Here is a 19,658-nt window from a genome sequence, read left to right as displayed (position 1 = left end):
TCGTTGATCACTTTGCATTAGCAACCGTACAAGACGGATTTCATGTATCAACCTGTCGCGTTATTTATCGGCCTGCGCTATATGCGCGGGCGTGCAGCAGACCGCTTCGGCCGTTTCGTCTCTTGGCTCTCCACTATCGGCATCACGCTCGGCGTGCTGGCGCTGGTGACCGTGCTCTCGGTGATGAATGGTTTCGAGCGTGAACTGCAAAACAACATTCTCGGGCTGATGCCGCAGGCGCTTATCAGTTCATCCAAAGGCTCCGTCAACCCGCAGCAACTGCCTGCCGACAGCCTCCACCTGCAGGGCGTTAACCGCATCGCGCCGCTGACCACCGGCGATGTGGTGCTGCAAAGCGCCCGCAGCGTGGCGGTCGGTGTGATGCTGGGGATCGATCCGGCGCAGCGCGACCCGCTGACGCCGTATCTGGTGAATGTCAACCAGCAGGATCTGGCTGCCGGGAAATACAACATCATTCTCGGCGAGCAGCTTGCGGGCCTGCTTGGCGTCAAACGCGGCGACCAGCTGCGCCTGATGGTGCCGTCTGCCAGCCAGTTCACGCCGATGGGCCGCCTGCCGAGCCAGCGTCTCTTCACCGTTATCGGCACTTTCGCCGCCAACAGCGAAGTGGATGGCTACCAGATGCTGGTCAACATTCAGGACGCTTCACGCCTGATGCGCTACCCGGCGGGCAATATCACCGGCTGGCGACTGTGGCTGAATGAGCCGCTGAAGGTGGATGTGCTGAGCCAGCAGACGTTGCCGGCAGGCACGCAGTGGCAGGACTGGCGCGAGCGTAAGGGCGAGCTGTTCCAGGCCGTGCGTATGGAGAAAAACATGATGGGCCTGCTGCTGAGCCTGATTGTCGCCGTCGCCGCGTTTAACATCATTACCTCGCTCGGGCTAATGGTGATGGAGAAGCAGGGCGAGGTGGCTATCCTGCAAACCCAGGGCCTGACGCGCCGTCAGATCATGGCGGTGTTTATGGTGCAGGGGGCAAGCGCGGGCGTTATCGGCGCGCTGTTCGGCGCGCTGCTGGGCGCGCTCCTTGCCAGCCAGTTGAATAATCTGATGCCGGTCATTGGCGCATTCCTTGACGGCGCGGCGCTGCCGGTCGTTATCGAACCGTGGCAGGTCATCGGTATTGCGCTCTCGGCGATGGCCGTCGCGCTGTTGTCCACGCTTTATCCTTCCTGGCGCGCCGCCGCCACCGAACCCGCTGAGGCTTTACGTTATGAGTAATTCTGTGCTGTTACAGTGCGACAACCTGTGCAAACGCTACCAGGAAGGCAAAGTGCAAACGGATGTGTTGCACAACGTCAGCTTCAGCATCGACGCGGGCGAAATGATGGCGATTGTCGGCAGCTCCGGCTCCGGTAAAAGTACGCTGTTGCACCTGCTGGGCGGGCTCGATACGCCTACCTCCGGCGACGTGATTTTCAGCGGCCGGGCGCTGAGTACGCTCTCTTCTTCTGCCAAAGCGGAGCTGCGTAACCGCGAGCTTGGTTTTATCTACCAGTTCCACCATCTGCTGCCGGATTTCACCGCGATGGAAAACGTGGCGATGCCGTTATTAATCGGTAAAGCGCCGAAGGCCGAGACCGAGCGCCGGGCGCTCGCGATGCTGGACGCCGTGGGCCTCGCGCACCGCAGCAACCACCGTCCGTCTGAGCTTTCCGGCGGCGAGCGCCAGCGCGTCGCGATTGCCCGCGCGCTGGTGAATAACCCGCGGCTGGTGCTGGCGGATGAACCGACCGGCAACCTCGACGCCCGCAACGCCGACAGCATTTTCGACCTGCTCGGCGAGCTGAATAAAACCCAGGGCACCGCCTTTCTGGTGGTGACGCACGATCTGCAACTGGCGAAGCGGCTGTCGCGCCAGCTGGAGATGCGCGACGGGCACCTGAACCCTGAGCTGACCCTGATGGGGAGGGCGTAATGGCTTCCCCGTTATCGTTACTGATTGGTCTGCGCTTTAGCCGGGGACGCAGACGCAGCGGCATGGTGTCGCTCATCTCCGTTATCTCAACGATAGGCATCGCGCTTGGCGTGGCGGTGCTGATCGTGGGCTTAAGCGCCATGAACGGCTTTGAGCGCGAACTGAACAACCGCATTCTGGCGGTCGTGCCGCATGGCGAAATCGAGCCGGTCGAGCAGCCGTGGCGCGGCTGGCAGGATGTCGTGACGCGCGTTGAGAAGGTCAACGGTATTGTCGCGGCGGCGCCGTACGTCAATTTTACCGGCCTGGTGGAGAGCGGGGCGAACCTGCGCGCCATCCAGGTGAAAGGCGTTGATCCAGCGCAGGAGCAGCGTTTAAGCGCGCTGCCGCATTATGTGCAGAACAACGCCTGGCAGAGTTTCCAGGCGGGCAAACAGCAAATCATCATCGGTAAAGGTGTTGCGGATGCGCTGAAAGTGAAGCAGGGCGACTGGCTCTCCATCATGATCCCGAATTCTGACGCCGACCATAAGCTGTTGCAGCCTAAACGCGTGCGTTTGCAGGTGGCAGGCATTCTGCAACTGAGCGGCCAGCTCGATCACAGCTTTGCGATGGTGCCGCTGGTCGATGCGCAGGGCTATCTGAACCTCGGTGACAGTGTCACGGGTATTGCCATCAAGGTTAATGACGTCTTTAACGCGAATCAGCTGGTGCGGGACGCGGGCCAGGTGACGGACGCTTACGTCTATATCAAAAGCTGGATCAACACCTACGGCTACATGTACCGCGATATCCAGATGATCCGCGCCATTATGTATCTGGCGATGGTGCTGGTGATTGGCGTCGCCTGTTTTAACATTGTCTCGACGCTGGTCATGGCGGTAAAAGATAAAAGCAGCGATATCGCGGTGCTGCGTACCCTTGGCGCGAAAGACGGGCTTATTCGCGCGATTTTCGTCTGGTACGGACTGCTCGCCGGGCTGCTCGGCTCGGTCAGCGGCGTGTTGGTGGGCGTGCTGGCCTCGTGGCAGCTTACGGCCATCATTCACGGGATTGAAAAACTGATCGGCCATCATTTTCTCTCCGGCGATATCTACTTTATCGACTTCCTGCCGTCGGAGCTGCACGCGCTCGATGTGGTCTATGTGCTGCTGACGGCGCTGGTGCTGAGCCTGCTGGCGAGCTGGTATCCGGCGCGGCGCGCAAGCCGCATCGATCCGGCGCGGGTACTGAGCGGACAATAATTCAGGGAGCGGCGGATGTATTACGGGTTTGACATTGGCGGCAGCAAAATCGCCCTCGGGGTGTACGATGACGCGCGGCGTCTGCAATGGCAAACCCGCGTCGCGACGCCGCACGACAGCTACGAGAACTTTCTCGATGCCATCAGCGCGCTGGTGGCAGAGGCCGACCGCCGCTTCGGCGGCGCGGGGCATGTCGGCGTCGGTATTCCCGGCATTCCGGAAACCGACGACGGCCTGCTGTATGCCGCCAATCTGCCCGCCGCCAGCGGTAGGGCGGTGAGGCGCGATCTCAGCGAAAGGCTCGGGCGCGACGTGCGTATCGATAACGACGCCAACTGTTTTGCGCTCTCCGAAGCCTGGGACGATGAGTTCAGCGCGTATCCGGTGGTCATGGGGCTTATCCTCGGCACTGGCGTCGGCGGCGGCGTGGTTGTTGATGGCAAACCGGTGACCGGGCGCAGCTTTATCACGGGCGAATTCGGGCATATCCGCCTGCCGGTGGACGCGCTTGCGATCCTCGGGCGCGACATCCCGCTTATCCGCTGCGGCTGCGGGCAAACCGGCTGCATTGAGAACTATCTTTCGGGCCGGGGCTTTGCATGGCTCTGGCATCACTTCTACCATGAATCACTGGACGCGCCGCAAATCATCGCGCGCTGGCAGCAGGGTGACGCGCAGGCGCAGGCGCATGTCGAGCGCTATACCGACCTGCTGGCGGCCTGTGTCGCGAGCCTGCTGACCGTGCTGGACCCGCATCTGGTGGTGCTCGGCGGCGGGCTGTCGGGTTTTTCGCATCTGACAACCGCGCTTAGCGCGAAGCTGCCTGCGTATCTGCTGCCCGTTGCGAAAGTGCCGCGTATTGAGCAGGCGCGCCACGGCGACGCGGGCGGTATGCGCGGCGCGGCTTTTCTCCATCTCACACGCTCACGGAGTTGAAATGCAATCGCGTCGTCTGCACCGGCTGGGCCGGTTTCGAAGGAATAAACGTCGGCTGCGCGAGCGCTTGCGCCAGCGTATTTTTTTCCGGGACAGAATTATGACACCTGAAATGATGAATAAACCTGTGGTAGTGGTCTTAACCGGGGCGGGGATCTCGGCGGAGTCGGGCATTCGCACGTTCCGCGCCGCTGACGGCCTGTGGGAAGAGCATCGCGTGGAGGATGTGGCGACGCCGGAAGGGTTCGCGCGCAATCCGCAGCTGGTACAGGAATTCTATAACGCCCGGCGCCGTCAGCTACAGCAGCCGGAGATCAAGCCTAACGCGGCGCATCTGGCGCTGGCGCGGCTCGAAGAGGCGCTCGGCGACCGTTTTTTACTGGTCACCCAGAATATCGATAACCTGCACGAGCGCGCGGGCAGCAAAAATGTGGTGCATATGCATGGCGAACTGCTCAAAGTGCGCTGTTCCCAGAGCGGGCAGGTGCTGGAGTGGACGGGCGACGTGACGCCTGGCGATAAGTGCCACTGCTGCCAGTTCCCCGCGCCGCTGCGCCCGCACGTGGTGTGGTTCGGCGAGATGCCGCTCGGAATGGATCGTATTTATGAGGCACTCGCGCGCGCCGATGTGTTTATCGCCATCGGCACCTCCGGGCACGTTTATCCGGCCGCCGGTTTCGTGCATGAAGCGAAGCTTCAGGGGGCGCATACCGTGGAGCTGAACCTGGAGCCAAGCCAGGTCGGCAGCGAGTTCGAAGAGAAGCATTACGGGCTGGCAAGCCAGGTGGTGCCGGAGTATGTCGAGAAGCTGTTGAAAGGGCTTTGACGGCAGAGTTGTCAGAGGGAAACGGCGGGTGCGCTAACGCTTACCCGCCCTACATAGAACATTAAACCGTTATTTGTAGGGTGTTTAAGCGAAGCGCACCAACTAGCTATGGACGTGATGGGTTCAAAACGGCGGGTGCGCTAACTCTTACCCGCCCTACACAGAACATTAGCCCGTTATTCGTAGGGTGGGTAAGCGAAGCGCACCCACCGTGTCACATCTCATAACGGCAACGAACCTTAACGTCCCGCCTTTAACTTCTGGTAATACGACTCGTAAATCGCGCTGGCGTCGCCCACGTCATTCTGCCACTCACCTTTCTCAATGGTGGCTGCATCCGGGTAGAGCGACTTATCCTCGGCTACTTCTTTCTTCAGAAGCTTACGGGCCGCCAGGTTCGGCGTCGGGTAACCGATCGTTTCAGCGACCTGTTTCGCCACATCCGGGCGCAGCAGGAAGTTAATCAGCTTATGCGCGCCTTCAACGTTCTTCGCATTCGCCGGAATAGCCAGGCTGTCCATCCAGAAAATCCCGCCTTCTTTCGGCCAGACGACATCCAGCGGCGCGCCCGCCTGACGAGCGACCCACGCGGAGCCGTTCCACACCATGCCGAGATTCACTTCGCCTTCCAGATACGGGTTCGCCGGGTTGTCGGAGTTAAACGCCGCTACGTTCGGCATCAGCTTTTTCAGCTCGTTATAGGCCGCTTCAATCTCTTTCGGATCGGTAGTATTGCCGGAAAGCCCGAGCTTGCGCAGCGCCATCTGGAACACTTCGCGCGCATCGTCGGTCAACAGCAGGCTGCCTTTGTATTCCGGCTTCCAGAGATCGGCCCAGGAGGTTACGCTCTTCGGATCGATGGCGTCGCTGTTCACGCCAATCGCTGTCGCGCCCCAGATGTAGGGGACGGAGTAGTCGTTATTCGGATCGAAAGGCTTATTCAGCATCGCCGGATCCAGATTGTGGAAATTCGACAGCTTGCTCTTGTCGATCTTCTGGATCATCCCTTCTTTGCGCATCTTGTCGACAAAGTAGGTGGACGGCACCACGAGGTCATAGGCACCCTGCTGATAGGTCTTCAGCTTGGCGTACATGGTTTCATTCGATTCATAGGTCGAATAGATAACCTTAATGCCCGTCTCCTTCGTGAACTGCTCAAGCAGGCCCGGCGGCACATACTCGGTCCAGTTGTAGAAATAGAGCGTGTTTTTATCATCAGCATGCGCGGCGCTCATGCCGAACGCCAGAGCACCCGCGGCAAGCAGGTGGCGTGACCATTTTTTCATTTTACGTCCCCTGGGTTTGAGGCCTGGCGAGGCAGGCTTTTTGTTTTATCGCGAAGCATCAGCTGGCTTGCCAGTACGAGTACCAACGACAGCATCAGCAGAATGGTGGCGAGCGCGTTCACTTCCGGCGACACGCCTACTTTAACCATCGAGTAAATTTTCAGCGGCAGGATTTCATAGCCCGGCCCCGTCACGAATGACGACACCACCACATCATCCATCGACAGCGTAAAGCTCAGCAGCCAGCCCGCCGCCACCGCCGGCATCGCCAGCGGCAGAATGATTTTGCGCAGAATCGTGATTTCACTGGCGCCCAGATCGCGCGCCGCTTCAAGCATCCGCACGTCAAAGCCTTTCAGGCGGGAATAGACAGTCACGACCACAAACGGCAGACAGAAGGTAATGTGCGAGAACAGCAGCGACCAGAAGCCAAGCTGGATGCCCACCAGCATAAAAAGCACCAGCAGGGAAATCGCCATCACGATATCCGGCGACATCATCACCACAAACAGCATGCCGCTGACAAACGGTTTGCCGCGAAAACGGTAGCGGTAGAGCGCCACCGCCGTCAGCGCGCCGATAAGGGTTGCGAACGTGGCGGAGAACACCGCCATCGTCAGCGAGTGTTGCGCGGCCTGTAACAGGCTGTCGTTGTTCATCAGCAGGCTGTACCAGTTGGTGGTAAAGCCCTGCCAGTTAATGCCGAAACGCGAACTGTTGAACGAATTCACAATCAGGATCACGATCGGGATATACAGGTAAGCGTAAATGGCGGTCATAAAACCGCCGCGCAGCAGGCGACCGATCATTCCAGTTCCACCTTTTTATTAAGCAGGCGCGCGGCGCGCCAGTACACCAGCAGCATCAGGCCCATCACCAGCGTCAGCGTAATACTGGTGGCCGCGCCAAACGGCCAGTCGCGGATATTCAGGAACTGGCTCTTGATAACGTTGCCGATAAGCAGGTTTTTCGCGCCACCCATCAGATCGGAAACATAGAACAGCCCCATCGCGGGCAGCATCACCAGCAGACAGCCGGCGATAATGCCCGGCATCGTCAGCGGCAGAATAATGCGCACAAAGGTCTGCAGTTTGCTGGCACCAAGATCCCTCGCGGCTTCCAGCAGCGGTTTATCGAGCTTCTCGATGCTGGAGTAGAGCGGCATCACCATAAACGGCAGCAGAATATAGACCAGGCCGATAATCACCGCCGATGGCGTGTACATAATGCGTAACGGAGCGTCGATAACGCCAAGCCACAGCAGAAACTCGTTCAGATAGCCGCGCGTGCTGAGAAACAGCTTCAGCCCGTAAATCCGGATAAGCGAGTTTGTCCAGAAGGGGACTATCAGTAAAAACAGCAGCAGCGGGCGCACTTTCGCGGGCAACTTTGCCAGAAACCACGCAAACGGGTAACCCAGCACCAGACACGCCAGCGTCGCCTGTAGCGCCATATTCAGCGAATGCAGCAGCACCTGGAAATAGAGCGGGTCGAGCAGGCGCGCGTAGTTATCCAGCGTAAACACCAGGCTTACGAAATGCGCGTCGTCGCGGGTGAGAAAGCTGGTGGCGATGATCATCAGGTTGGGCAGAAAGACAAACAGTACCAGCCAGCCGACGATAGTGGCGATCACCACATTCTGGAATTTACGCGAGCTCTTCATCGGCCAGCACCACCTCCCAGCTCTCCACCCAAGTCACGGCCATTTTCTGATCGAGCGAGTGGTCAAAATCCGGGTCATCTTCGTTAAAGAATTCGCTGACCAGCACGATTTTGCCGTTTTCCAGCTCAACAACCGATTCCAGCGTCATGCCTTTATAGTTGCGCTCGCGCACAAAGCCTATCAGGCCGTCGGCCTCGCCGTCGCCGTTAATCTCTTCAACGCGCAGGTCTTCCGGGCGCAGCAGCACGTTAAGTTTCTGGCCCGCCGTCACCGGGAAGGCGACATACAGCACGCATTCGCGGCCCTCGACGTTTGCACGCACGCGCTGCGCGTCGATACGCTCAATAACGGTGGCGTTAAAGATATTGATCTCGCCGATAAAGCTCGCCACAAACAGGTTTTTGGGTTCTTCGTAGATTTCGCGCGGCGTGCCGTCCTGCTCGATGCGCCCGTCACGCATCACCACGATGCGATCGGACATCGTCAGCGCTTCTTCCTGATCGTGCGTCACGAACACAAACGTAATCCCCAGCTTGCGCTGCAGCGCTTTCAGCTCGTTCTGCATCTGTTTGCGCAGTTTATAGTCGAGCGCCGAGAGGGATTCATCAAGCAGCAGCAGGCGGGGTTTATTCACCACGGCGCGGGCGATCGCCACGCGCTGCTGCTGGCCGCCGGAAAGTTGATGCGGTTTGCGCTGGGCAAATTCCTCAAGCTGCACCATCTTTAAAGCATCCATCACGCGCGGCGTTATCTCAGCGGCGGGTGTTTTTTGCATCCGCAGGCCAAACGCGACGTTCTCAAACACCGTCATATGCGGAAACAGGGCGTAGCTCTGGAAAACGGTATTGACGTGGCGATGCTCGGCGGGAACGTCGGTGATGTCCTGGGCATCGAGCGTGATCCGCCCGGCATCGGCGTTCTCAAGGCCTGCGATAAGGCGCAGCACGGTGGTTTTACCGCAGCCGGAGGGGCCGAGGAGCGTGAGGAATTCACCATGATTGATGGTCAGTGAGAAATCAGAAATGACGGTTTTACCATCAAAGCTTTTCCCGATATCCGCCAGTTGCAGAAGCGGGGAAAGCGAGCGCGGCTGTGTATTCAATTTTTTGACTCTGTCCCGTAAAAAACGCATCAAGATGAAACCGGATGCGGGGTTTGTGATGAACCACCTTTGGGTCTGGCACGTGATAAGGGCAGGCATTCTACGGCAAACCATTGAAATCGCCAATGCCACAGACGCTTTCTTGCCGGTTTCGCGCGGTTTTCCGCGTTTTCAGTCACGTCAGCGGCACCATGAAGGAGATACCGCCTTTTTCCCGGCAGGATTCTTCCTCTTCGCCGGGCGAAAGGTGACCTGAAACAATATTTGTCTTTTAATGCTTAATGATAATGACGTCACAAAATAACAGGGGTGAGAACATGGATAAATTACTCGAACGTTTCCTGCAATATGTCACTATGGATACCCAGTCACGGGCCGGGGTGAAGCATGTTCCCAGCACCGAAAGCCAGTGGAAGCTGTTAAACCTGCTGAAGAATCAGATGGAAGAACTGGGCATGGTTAACGTGTCGCTGAGCGAACACGGCACGCTGATGGGCACGCTCCCGTCGAACGTAGACAAGCCCGTCCCGCCCATCGGATTCATTTCTCATGTCGATACCTCGCCAGATTTCACGGCGAAAAACGTGAACCCGCAAATCGTTGAAAACTACCGTGGCGGGGATATCGCGCTTGGCACTGGCGAAGAGATCCTCTCACCGGTGATGTTCCCGGTGCTGCATCAGTTGCTTGGCCACACGCTTATCACCACCGACGGCAAAACGCTGTTAGGCGCGGATGATAAAGCGGGTGTCGCAGAGATCATGACCGCTATGGCGACGCTTTCGCAGAAAAACATTCCCCACGGCGATATCCGCGTGGCCTTTACGCCCGATGAAGAGGTGGGCAAGGGCGCGAAGCATTTCGACGTCGAAGCCTTTGATGCGCGCTGGGCGTATACCATGGACGGCAGCGGTATCGGCGAGCTGGAGTATGAGAATTTCAACGCGGCCTCGGTGACCATCAAAATCGTTGGCAACAACGTGCACCCTGGCAGCGCCAAAGGCGTGATGGTGAACGCGCTGTCGCTCGCCGCGCGCATTCACGCGCTGGTGCCTGCTGAAGAAAGCCCGGAATGCACCGAAGGCTACGAGGGTTTTTACCATCTGCACACCATGAAAGGCTCAGTGGATCGCGCCGAGATGCATTACATCATTCGCGATTTCGACCGTGAGAATTTTGAAGCGCGTAAACGCCGCATGATGGATATCGCGAAACAGGTCGGTAAAGGGCTGCACCCGGATTGTTATATTGAGCTGGCGATCGAGGACAGCTATTACAATATGAGCGAGAAGGTGGCGGAGCATCCGCATATTATCGAGATTGCGCGCCAGGCGATTGTCGATTGCGGTATGGAGCCGCAGTTAAAGCCCATTCGCGGCGGTACCGACGGCGCGCAGCTGTCGTTTATGGGGCTGCCGTGCCCGAACATTTTCACGGGCGGATACAATTATCACGGCAAGCATGAGTTTGCGACGCTGGAAGGGATGGAGAAAGCGGTGCAGGTGATTGTGCGTATCGCCGAGTTAACCGCGCAGCGGGAGGCGTAAAGGCGCAAAAAAGGCGGGTGCGCTGACGCTTACCCGCCCTAAAAATTCAGGGATCATCTATGTAGGGTGGGTAAGCGAAGCGCACCCACCGAGATACCCACGATAACCGACACCTTACTCCGCGAAATACCAGTACCCGCTGTTCACCAGCGCGGCCAGCATTGCGAGGAATGACGGGTCTTCCAGCGCGTCGCCGAACATCGCTTCATTCAGCACCACTTCATTGGCCAGCTGATGCAGCGCCGGGCGGTGCGGTGAGTCAATCTTCTCGCCGTTTACGAACACCTCATCGCCGATACGCAACACGCGCAAACCGCCGAGACGCACCAGCGTATCCCCTTGTTTCAGCGCGTCATAAATTTCATCCGGCTGATACGGCGGCTCCGGCGGCGACACATCCAGCTCGTGACGCGACTGGGTGATAAACTCGCCAAACCACTCGTTGAAATTCGCCGGGTCGCGGATCAGATCCAGCATCATGTCGCGCAGTTTATCGACTTCCGCAGGCACGATGTCCGCCGGACATTCACGGGCCGGCACGTCAGGATCGCTGTAACGCTGGCTGCCGAGTTCACGCTGCAACACATAATCGGCGAAGCCGCTGATAAGCTCGCGACCGCTCGGCGCACGGAAACCGACCGAATAGTTCATTGAGTTTTCCAGCGAATAGCCTTCGTGCGGGAATCCCGGCGGAATATAGAGAATATCGCCCGGCTCCAGCTCTTCGTCGATCAGCGCTTCAAACGGCGCGACCTGCAGCAGATCCGGGTGCGGGCAGTGCTGTTTCATCGGCACTTTTTCGCCGACGCGCCAGCGACGGCGGCCGACGCCCTGAATAATAAACACATCGTACTGATCGAGATGCGGGCCCACGCCGCCGCCCGGCACCGAGAACGAAATCATCAGATCGTCGATACGCCAGTCCGGCAGGGCACGGAACGGGCGCATCAGCGCGGCGCTTGGCTCGTGCCAGTTATTGACCGCCTGCACCAGCAGCGACCAGTTGGTTTCGCCTAAATGATCGTAGCTCTGGAACGGGCCGTGGCTCACTTCCCATTTGCCGTCCTGATGACTGACCAGGCGGCTGTCCACCTCGTTCTCCATCGCAAGCCCGGCCAGTTCGTCCGGGGAGAGCGGGTCGACAAAGTTCTTAATGCCGCGCTTTAACACCACCGGGCGTTTTTGCCAGTAGCGTTCAATGAAATCGGGCCAGTTTATCTCTACGTGGTAGTCCATATTGTATTCCGCAGGCTCTGAAGATGAGTCGGATTATAACGGACGCGCGTCACTCTGCGTGGTTGTCTGACAGGTTTTTTCGAAGCGTGGCGGAAGATTCGCCAGACGGCGGCTGCTGGCGGGCGAAAATCACTTCCATGCGGGCGCCGCCAAGCGGGCTGGTGCCGGTGAGGATCTGCCCGTTATATTGCTCCACCACCTCGCGGGCGACCGACAGCCCGACGCCCTGTCCCGGGCGCAGCGTATCGGCGCGCTGGCCGCGGTCAAACACCAGCGCGCGCTTGCTTTCCGGAATGCCCGGCCCGTCATCCTCCACCACCAGATGCAGCGTGTCATCGGCCACCTGGGCGGTCACTTCGACGAACTCCAGACAATATTTACAGGCGTTATCAAGCACGTTACCCATCACTTCGAGAAAATCGTTTTTCTCGCCGATAAAGACAATTTCCGGTGAGATATCGAGCGTAATGCTGACGCCTTTACGCTGGTAAACCTTATTCAGCGCGGAAGTGAGATTATCGAGTAATGACGCCACCGGGTGCAGCTCGCGGCTCAGCAGCATATTGCCGCTGCGCATACTGGCGCGATGCAGGTAGTAGCCTATCTGCTGCGAAATACGGCTGATCTGCTCAAGCATCACCGGCTCGGCCTGCTCCACGTCAGTTTTGCCGGTACGCAGAGACCGCAGCGTGCTTTGCAGCACCGAGAGCGGCGTTTTCAGGCTGTGGGTGAGATCGGTCAGTGTCGTGCGGTATTTCTCGTAGCGCTCACGCTCGCTTTTCAGCAGGCGGTTGAGGTTATGCACCAGGCTTGTCAGTTCACGGGTGGTGTACGGGTTCAGTTGTTCGCGATGGTGTTCTTCCAGCTCGCGTACTTCGCGTGCCAGCGCTTCTATCGGGCGCAAACTCCACCAGGCGGCGAGCCACAGGAGCGGGATCACCAGCAGCAGATTGGCCGCCAGAACATAGATAAACCAGTTCCAGACGCTCCATGAGCTTTTCAGCTCGTCAGGGATCGTATCCACCACCACGACCGTCAGCGCGGGCATGGTGGCGGTCGCCGGATAGACGTTCACCGCCACCGAGTGGGTGGTTTCGTCATCTTTGTCCGGATCGTAATCGTTGAGCCGTTTTTGCAGGAGACGGTTTGCGCCAAGCAGCACGCGCGTATCGCTAAAGCGCGTTTCCAGCTCGTGAAAGCCGTTGGCGTTGAGCCACTCAGGGCGAATCGCTTTCATCAGGCGCGGTACGTCGCGCTGTGACCAGAGCAGTTTGCCTTTTTCGTTATAGATAAAGGTCAGCGTTGGGCTTTGCCTGTCGATATGGTCAGGGATCTCAACGGTGAGTTTGCCGTTGTCAAAGCGGGCGAGGGTGTAGAAAAGATTGCTCTCGCCGCGCAGCAGGCGGAAGGTGGTCTTATCAAAGCTAACGCTATAACCCACCAGCGCCACCATGCCGTAGGCGAGCGACAGCACCAGCACCACCGCCGCGGTCGCGAGTAAAAAGCGCACCCGCAACGAGAGCGGGAGAAAGTGGCGCAGGACGTTTTTTTTCATTTAGCGCAGATCGAACCGGTAACCCTGGCCGCGCACTGTCGTGATCGCCTCGCCAGCGTATTCCGCCTGGATTTTCTTACGCAGACGACCCATCAAGACATCAATGGTGTGGCTTTCGCGAAGCTCGGCGTCCGGGTAGAGCTGGAGCATCAGCGAATCTTTGCTGACCACTTTGCCCGCGTTGCGGATAAGCGTCTCCATGATGGTGTATTCGAAGGCGGTCAGGCGGATCAGATTGTCATGGATGGTCACTTCGCGGCGCGAGAGATTCACCACGAACGGCGGCATGGAGATCACCTGCGAGGCCAGCCCGCTGTTGCGGCGCAGCAGCGCCTGCATTCTCGCCACCACCTCTTCGATGTGAAACGGCTTGGTCACATAGTCGTCGGCACCCGCGCCCAGCACTTCCACTTTATCCTGCCAGCCTTCGCGGGCGGTCAGCACCAGGATGGGCAGCGTAATCTCACTGGCGCGCCAGCGGCGGATAAGGCTCAGCCCGTCTTCATCCGGCAGGCCGAGATCGACAATCGCCACGTCCGGCAGATGTTCATTCAGGTAATAATCGGCTTCTTTGGCATCTTCCGCCGCATCCACCTGATGGCCAAGCTCAGAGAGCTGCACTTTCAGGTGATGCCGCAGTAAGGCGTTATCTTCGACGACCAGCACGCGCATCCGGGGTCCCCTTATCCATCAAATATATAAATAGTTTAACGTCAATTATCGCTGAAAGGGCATAAACATTGGATAAACCAGCGAGGCATCAACAGGTGTGGGGAAAAGGCGAGGGGAGAAAGCAGCGCGCCACCCGAAGGTGGCGCGTGGAGGGTTATTTCAGGTCATCGACCATCTGGATGGCGCGGCCAATGTAGTTGGCAGGCGTCATCGCTTTCAGACGTGTTTTTTCGTCTTCCGGCAGTTCGAGGCTGTCAATAAAGTGCTTCATGCCTTCGGCGTCGACGCGTTTACCGCGGGTCAGCTCTTTGAGCTTCTCATACGGTTTTTCAATGCCGTAGCGGCGCATCACGGTCTGAATCGGCTCGGCCAGCACTTCCCAGTTGTTGTCGAGTTCAGCCAGCAGACGATCGCGATTCACTTCCAGCTTGCTCACGCCCTTGAGCGTCGACTGATACGCGATAAGCGCATAACCGACGCCGACGCCCAGGTTACGCAGAACGGTGGAGTCGGTCAGGTCGCGCTGCCAGCGGGAGACCGGCAGTTTGCTCGCCAGATGTTGCAGCACGGCGTTTGCCAGACCCAGGTTGCCTTCGGAGTTCTCGAAGTCGATCGGGTTAACCTTATGCGGCATGGTTGAAGAGCCGATTTCACCGGCGATGGTTTTCTGTTTGAAGTGGTTCAGCGCAATGTAACCCCAGACGTCGCGGTCGAAGTCGATAAGGATGGTGTTAAAGCGCGCCATGCAGTCAAACAGTTCGGCGATATAGTCGTGCGGCTCGATCTGGGTGGTGTACGGGTTCCACTGGATGCCGAGCGAGGTTACAAACTCCTCGCTGAACTGGTGCCAGTCCACTTCCGGGTACGCGGCGATGTGGGCGTTATAGTTGCCGACCGCGCCGTTGATTTTACCGAGGATCTCGACCTGCTGAAGCTGGCGGAACTGGCGCTCCATACGGTACGCGACGTTCGCCATCTCTTTGCCCATGGTCGACGGCGTGGCGGGCTGGCCGTGGGTGCGGGAGAGCAGCGGGATGTCGCGGTACTGGTGCGCCAGGTCTTTGACCGCGTCGATAATTTTGCGCCAGAACGGCAGAATCACCTCTTCGCGCGCGGTGGAGAGCATCAGCGCGTGGGAGAGGTTGTTGATGTCCTCTGAGGTACAGGCGAAGTGGATAAACTCAGACACCGCGTGCAGAGCCGGAACGTCAGCCACTTTTTCCTTCAGGAAATACTCAACCGCTTTGACGTCGTGGTTAGTGGTGCGCTCGATAGTTTTGATGCGCGCCGCGTCTTCTTCGCTAAAGCCTGCGACAATCGCATCGAGGAAATCGTTTGCGTTTTTGTCAAAAGCAGGAACTTCCTTGATCGCTGCGTGTGCGGCCAGCTTTTGCAGCCAGCGTACTTCAACCTGTACGCGGAATTTCAGCAGGCCAAATTCGCTGAAAATGGCGCGCAGCGCGCTGACTTTGTCGCCGTAGCGTCCATCAACGGGGGAAACGGCGGTCAGTGAGGATAATTCCATCAGTCACTCCTGAGAGGTTAACATTGAGCAAGAATTTGTTTCGCCTGGGTGGTCAGACGATTACGGGAAAACATCAGTTGCAGGCGTCCGCCGCCGACCTGCTGCCAGAGCACCGCAGCACGGATACCGGCGAGCAGCGTGGCGCGAACTTTCGCCTGGATCTGCGGGCTTTGCAGCACGTTGGGTGAGCCGTTGACCTGAATACGCGGGCCGAGCGGGCTAATCACATCCACATAAATCCCGGCCATCGCATTCATTAATGTGTCGGACTCCAGCCCGAAATGCTCAAGCTGGCGGCTTAAATCCGCGATGCGATTGCCGAGTGTATTCATCGCGCCTTTACTGGCGGCAAGTTTACGCTCCAGCACCATCAGGCTTAACGTGTAGCGCGTCAGTTCTGCGCCCAGGCCCTGACGACTGCTGGTGTTCAGCATGCCAAGCAGCGTCTCAAGACCGATTTTCAGCCCGGCTTCGCGGCCGCCGAAAACGTCAAGCGTCGACGCCGGGTTCTGGTCAATCACGCTGTTAAGCGAGACGCGCAGGGCATCGCTGTCACAGGTGCCCTCATGCGCGAGCGACTGAACCAGACGCGCCGACTGGCAGATACCCGCCAGCGCAAGGGTGATGTCGTAGAAGTTCTTTGCCACACAGACTCCTTTTTATCGCGGCTGTTCATTCATGGCCGCGCAGGCGGCATCAGGCTTAAATCGGCAGCGGCAGGCGCTGTTCGATAATACCGCCGCCCAGGCACACTTCGCCGAGATAAAACACGGCGGATTGCCCCGGCGTGACCGCGGCGACCGGCTCGTCAAACAGCACTTCGATGCGATCGTCATCCAGCGGACGGACGGTGCAGGGAATATCGGCCTGACGGTAGCGTGTTTTCACGGTGCAGGTAAACGGCGCGGTGACCGGTTCGCGATCGACCCAGTGTAACTGCTGGGCGATAAGACCGACTGACATCAGACGCGGGTGATCGTGGCCCTGGGCGACAACCAGAATATTGTTTTCGACGTCTTTATCCACCACGTACCACGGCTCTTCGCCGCCATCTTTGGTGCCACCGATGCCAAGCCCTTTGCGCTGGCCGAGCGTGTGGTACATCAGGCCCTGATGCTCGCCGATGGTATCGCCGTCAACGGTGACGATTTTACCCGGCTGGGCAGGCAGATAGCGGCCCAGAAATTCGCGGAATTTACGCTCGCCGATAAAGCAGATGCCGGTAGAATCTTTTTTCTTCGCCGTCACCAGGTCTAACTCTTCGGCGATGCGGCGCACTTCCGGTTTCTCCAGCTCGCCGACCGGGAACAGGCTTTGGGCGACCTGATCGTGGCCGAGCGTATAGAGGAAATAGCTCTGGTCTTTATTGCCATCAAGCCCGCGCAGCAGGCGGCTTTTGCCGTCCACATCGGCGCGACGCACGTAATGACCCGTCGCGATGTAATCCGCGCCGAGATCTTCTGCCGCGAATTCGAGGAAAGCTTTAAATTTGATCTCTTTGTTGCAGAGGATATCCGGGTTCGGCGTGCGTCCGGCTTTATATTCCGCCAGGAAATGCTCAAACACGTTATCCCAGTATTCCGCCGCGAAATTCACGGTATGCAGCTCAATGCCGAGCTTATCGCACACCGCCTGGGCGTCTGCGAGGTCGGAGGCGGCCGTGCAATAATCCTCGCCGTCATCCTCTTCCCAGTTCTTCATAAAGAGACCTTCCACCTGATAGCCCTGCTGTTGCAGTAACCATGCGGAAACGGAGGAATCGACGCCGCCGGACATCCCGACGATGACTTTTTTCTGGCTGTTATCAGACATTGCACCACTCACGACTTAAAACAAAGGCGGCGTATTCTAGCACGCGCTGGCGGCGCAAACACCCCCTGAGCGCGCCGGGTTTCCCTCCGGGCGCGAAGAAAAGGGCTTAACGGCAAGAATTGCGACGTGTCGGGGCGAATATAGAAGAAAGGGTAAAAGAGGCGGGGGCGCATCGGCCCCCGCCAGTGGGATCAGGCGTAACTTTCCTGAAGAGTGAACTGCTCGACGGTCTGCGCCAGCTGCTGCGCCTGCTCTTCGAGCGAGCTGGCCGCTGCCGCCATTTGCTGCACCAGCGCGGCGTTTTGCTGCGTCACGCCATCCATTTCGTTGACAGCGATCGTCACCTGGCTGATGCCTTTCGACTGCTCATCCGAGGCGCTGACGATCTCACCGATGATGGTTTGCACCGAATGCACCGCCTGGGTCATCTCCTGCATGGTTTTGCCTGCGTCATTCACCAGCTGCACACCGTTGGCCACGCGCTGGCCCGACTCTTCAATAAGGGCGGCGATCTCTTTGACCGCGTTGGCGCTGCGCTGCGCGAGGCTTCGGACTTCGCTTGCCACCACCGCGAAGCCGCGGCCCTGTTCACCCGCGCGCGCCGCCTCTACCGCGGCGTTAAGCGCCAGGATATTGGTCTGGAACGCGATGCTGTTAATCATCGTGGTGATATCGCTGATTTTCTTCGAGCTGTCGTCGATCTGCGCCATCGTTTGTACCACCTGGCCGACCAGCGTTTCGCCGCGGCTGGCGATTTGCGTGGCGTTAGCGGTCAGTTCCGTCGCGTGATGCGCGTTGGCGGCGTTGTGTTTCACGGTCGCGCTGATTTGCTCCATGCTGGCGGCAGTCTGCTCCAGTGCGGCCGCCTGTTCTTCAGTACGTGACGAGAGGTTAATGTTGCCGCTGACGATTTCGCCTGCGCCCTGACGCACCGAGTCGCTCGCCTCTTTAATCTGCCCGACAATGCCGCGTAGCTGCGCCTGCATGGTGTGAAGGGCGTAGAAGAGGCTGCCGCGATCGCCCGGTTTAACGTCAATCGCGTTATCGAGCTTGCCGTCGGCGACCGCGAGCGCAATGGTCGCGGCTTCCAGCGGTTCGCCGCCGAGAGGCCGGAGCACTTTGCGGCTAAAGACAATACCAAGCAGCGCGCTCACCAGCAGAATGCTCACCACCATAAGAATAATGGCGTTCATTAACTGGCGGTTTGCGGCGGCCATCACCTGGCTTACCGGCGCCACAATGCCGAGATACCATTTATCCGTGCTGTTACCGATAGTGACAGGCTGCCAGGTGACCAGCGCTTTTTCGCCAAGAATCGGATCGTCCTGCTCAACCACGTTGCTGGTATAACCTGCGGTATCGCCAGGGAAGGGTTTGCTGGTCAGCTTTTTGTCCGGGTACGAGACGATTTTGCCCGCCGTGGAAAGCAGCATCGCATAACCGCCGCCTTCCCACGGTTTGATCTGATTGACTTTTTGCTGGAGCGACGCCAGCGAAATATCGGATGTCACCACGCCCTTAAGCTGGCCGTCGGAGACAATCGGGGCTGCCACCGAGGTCAACAGCGTCGGTACGCCGTTATAGGCGTAGCTGTAGGGTTCAATCAGCGTATCTTTCTGGGTTTTCTGCGGGATCAGGTAGTAGTCGCCCTGGCCCGGCGTCAGGTAGGAGAGTAGCGGGTGAAACTGGTAATTACCCGACTGACCATGGTCGACGAAAAAGGCGTAGCGGCCTTTCGGCGCCTGGCCGGGTTTACCGTCAAACTCGGCGTCGCGACCGTCATAGGCGTTTTCTTCAAAGATGACGGAAATAGAAAGGTAGTTTGGGTTATCGCGCAGCGCGCCCTCGAGCAGTTGATCGGCGACTTTACGGTCGGTGATACCGGCGCGGGGCAGGGACGCCATGCTGTGGCCAAGGTTATGCGCCACATCGCGGGCGTAGTTGAGTTCCTGCTGAATTTTCAGCGCTTCGCTCTGGGCAATCTGGCGTAAATAGCTCTCCGCCAGCGATTTTTGTTCGTTGCTGGACTGCCAGCTCAGCACGCCGATAGTGACGACAAACCCCAGCGTGATGGTTAATGCGCCCGTCAGCAGCATCTGCGCGCGGGTACTCATCTTTTTATGAACGGATTGTCTGGCCATCACGGCTCCTCAGGATCAACCACGAAATAGCATTAGTGTCCCTTCGTTACGAGCCTCCTGGTCAATGCTCTATCGGCGTGGATTTGAGGTTCTTTAATGGCGCAAAAGGCGCTGTCGCTGGTGGAAAAACAGGCGATTTAACGGTTGTATAGCAGAGGGAGGGCGTGAGAGAGA

The 19,658-nt window shown here is 58.4% G+C and carries 17 protein-coding genes; 6 read left to right on the top strand and 11 right to left on the bottom strand.

Features of this window, described 5'->3' with window-relative positions:
• The first annotated feature begins 42 nt into the window (after positions 1 to 42).
• The 5 genes from lolC to cobB are packed head-to-tail and all read left to right on the top strand — an operon-like array spanning position 43 to position 4,945.
• Positions 43 to 1,242, top strand: a complete 1,200-nt coding sequence (gene lolC, locus AFK66_RS11460) for a lipoprotein-releasing ABC transporter permease subunit LolC (RefSeq protein ID WP_007783405.1) — start codon at positions 43 to 45, stop codon at positions 1,240 to 1,242.
• Positions 1,235 to 1,939 carry a lipoprotein-releasing ABC transporter ATP-binding protein LolD gene (gene lolD, locus AFK66_RS11455; protein WP_007769521.1) on the top strand — a complete coding sequence of 235 codons (705 nt, stop codon included), beginning with the start codon at positions 1,235 to 1,237 and terminating at the stop codon, positions 1,937 to 1,939. The genes lolC and lolD overlap by 8 nt, the downstream gene beginning before the upstream one ends.
• On the top strand, positions 1,939 to 3,183 hold the full coding sequence (lolE, locus tag AFK66_RS11450; RefSeq protein WP_007783407.1) for a lipoprotein-releasing ABC transporter permease subunit LolE: 1,245 nt from the start codon (positions 1,939 to 1,941) through the stop codon (positions 3,181 to 3,183). The genes lolD and lolE overlap by 1 nt, the downstream gene beginning before the upstream one ends.
• 15 nt (positions 3,184 to 3,198) lie before the next feature.
• A complete protein-coding gene (gene nagK / locus AFK66_RS11445) occupies positions 3,199 to 4,119 on the top strand; it encodes an N-acetylglucosamine kinase (RefSeq protein WP_023898941.1) in 921 nt (306 codons plus the stop codon).
• A gap of 1 nt (position 4,120) precedes the next feature.
• Complete coding sequence (cobB, locus tag AFK66_RS11440; protein WP_007783410.1) at positions 4,121 to 4,945, top strand: Sir2 family NAD+-dependent deacetylase; 825 nt, start codon at positions 4,121 to 4,123, stop codon at positions 4,943 to 4,945.
• A gap of 239 nt (positions 4,946 to 5,184) precedes the next feature.
• Here the strand turns inward: cobB and potD are convergent, their stop codons facing one another.
• The 4 genes from potD to potA are packed head-to-tail and all read right to left on the bottom strand — an operon-like array spanning position 5,185 to position 9,026.
• A complete protein-coding gene (potD, locus tag AFK66_RS11435; protein ID WP_007783412.1) occupies positions 5,185 to 6,231 on the bottom strand; it encodes a spermidine/putrescine ABC transporter substrate-binding protein PotD in 1,047 nt (348 codons plus the stop codon).
• On the bottom strand, positions 6,228 to 7,040 hold the full coding sequence (gene potC / locus AFK66_RS11430) for a spermidine/putrescine ABC transporter permease PotC (protein ID WP_023898939.1): 813 nt from the start codon (positions 7,038 to 7,040) through the stop codon (positions 6,228 to 6,230). The genes potD and potC overlap by 4 nt, the downstream gene beginning before the upstream one ends.
• Positions 7,037 to 7,894, bottom strand: a complete 858-nt coding sequence (gene potB / locus AFK66_RS11425) for a spermidine/putrescine ABC transporter permease PotB (RefSeq protein WP_007792552.1) — start codon at positions 7,892 to 7,894, stop codon at positions 7,037 to 7,039. Before potB ends, potC begins: the two co-directional genes overlap by 4 nt.
• Positions 7,878 to 9,026, bottom strand: coding sequence for a spermidine/putrescine ABC transporter ATP-binding protein PotA (gene potA, locus AFK66_RS11420; protein WP_023898938.1), 1,149 nt, complete (start codon positions 9,024 to 9,026; stop codon positions 7,878 to 7,880). Before potA ends, potB begins: the two co-directional genes overlap by 17 nt.
• A gap of 287 nt (positions 9,027 to 9,313) precedes the next feature.
• Here potA and pepT point away from each other — a divergent pair, with 287 nt between their 5' ends.
• Positions 9,314 to 10,543, top strand: a complete 1,230-nt coding sequence (pepT, locus tag AFK66_RS11410) for a peptidase T (RefSeq protein WP_007783440.1) — start codon at positions 9,314 to 9,316, stop codon at positions 10,541 to 10,543.
• Positions 10,544 to 10,657: 114 nt separating this feature from the next.
• Here pepT and AFK66_RS11405 read toward each other — a convergent pair whose 3' ends face one another.
• The 7 genes from AFK66_RS11405 to AFK66_RS11375 all read right to left on the bottom strand — a co-directional run bounded on the left by AFK66_RS11405 (position 10,658) and on the right by AFK66_RS11375 (position 19,484).
• Positions 10,658 to 11,779, bottom strand: coding sequence for a ribosomal protein uL16 3-hydroxylase (locus AFK66_RS11405; protein ID WP_007783443.1), 1,122 nt, complete (start codon positions 11,777 to 11,779; stop codon positions 10,658 to 10,660).
• A gap of 49 nt (positions 11,780 to 11,828) precedes the next feature.
• Entirely contained in the window at positions 11,829 to 13,334 is a 1,506-nt protein-coding gene (phoQ, locus tag AFK66_RS11400; protein ID WP_007783447.1) for a two-component system sensor histidine kinase PhoQ, read from the bottom strand.
• Positions 13,335 to 14,006 (bottom strand): two-component system response regulator PhoP, encoded by a 672-nt coding sequence (gene phoP / locus AFK66_RS11395; RefSeq protein ID WP_007783454.1) that lies wholly within the window; start codon positions 14,004 to 14,006, stop codon positions 13,335 to 13,337.
• A gap of 154 nt (positions 14,007 to 14,160) precedes the next feature.
• Positions 14,161 to 15,531, bottom strand: a complete 1,371-nt coding sequence (gene purB, locus AFK66_RS11390; RefSeq protein WP_007783455.1) for an adenylosuccinate lyase — start codon at positions 15,529 to 15,531, stop codon at positions 14,161 to 14,163.
• A gap of 17 nt (positions 15,532 to 15,548) precedes the next feature.
• A complete protein-coding gene (gene hflD / locus AFK66_RS11385; protein ID WP_007783456.1) occupies positions 15,549 to 16,178 on the bottom strand; it encodes a high frequency lysogenization protein HflD in 630 nt (209 codons plus the stop codon).
• A gap of 55 nt (positions 16,179 to 16,233) precedes the next feature.
• The gene (gene mnmA / locus AFK66_RS11380; RefSeq protein WP_007783457.1) at positions 16,234 to 17,343 is read right to left on the bottom strand and encodes a tRNA 2-thiouridine(34) synthase MnmA; all 1,110 of its coding nucleotides are present in this window, start codon (positions 17,341 to 17,343) and stop codon (positions 16,234 to 16,236) included.
• 191 nt (positions 17,344 to 17,534) lie between these two features.
• Complete coding sequence (locus AFK66_RS11375; protein ID WP_032983463.1) at positions 17,535 to 19,484, bottom strand: methyl-accepting chemotaxis protein; 1,950 nt, start codon at positions 19,482 to 19,484, stop codon at positions 17,535 to 17,537.
• Between the last annotated feature and the right edge of the window lie 174 nt (positions 19,485 to 19,658).

Origin of the sequence: Cronobacter malonaticus LMG 23826, from assembly GCF_001277215.2 — a bacterium.
GTDB classification, from domain to species: Bacteria; Pseudomonadota; Gammaproteobacteria; order Enterobacterales; family Enterobacteriaceae; genus Cronobacter; species Cronobacter malonaticus.
Note: the sequence above shows the minus strand (reverse complement) of the source record. Positions and strands in the feature narration are given on the sequence as shown.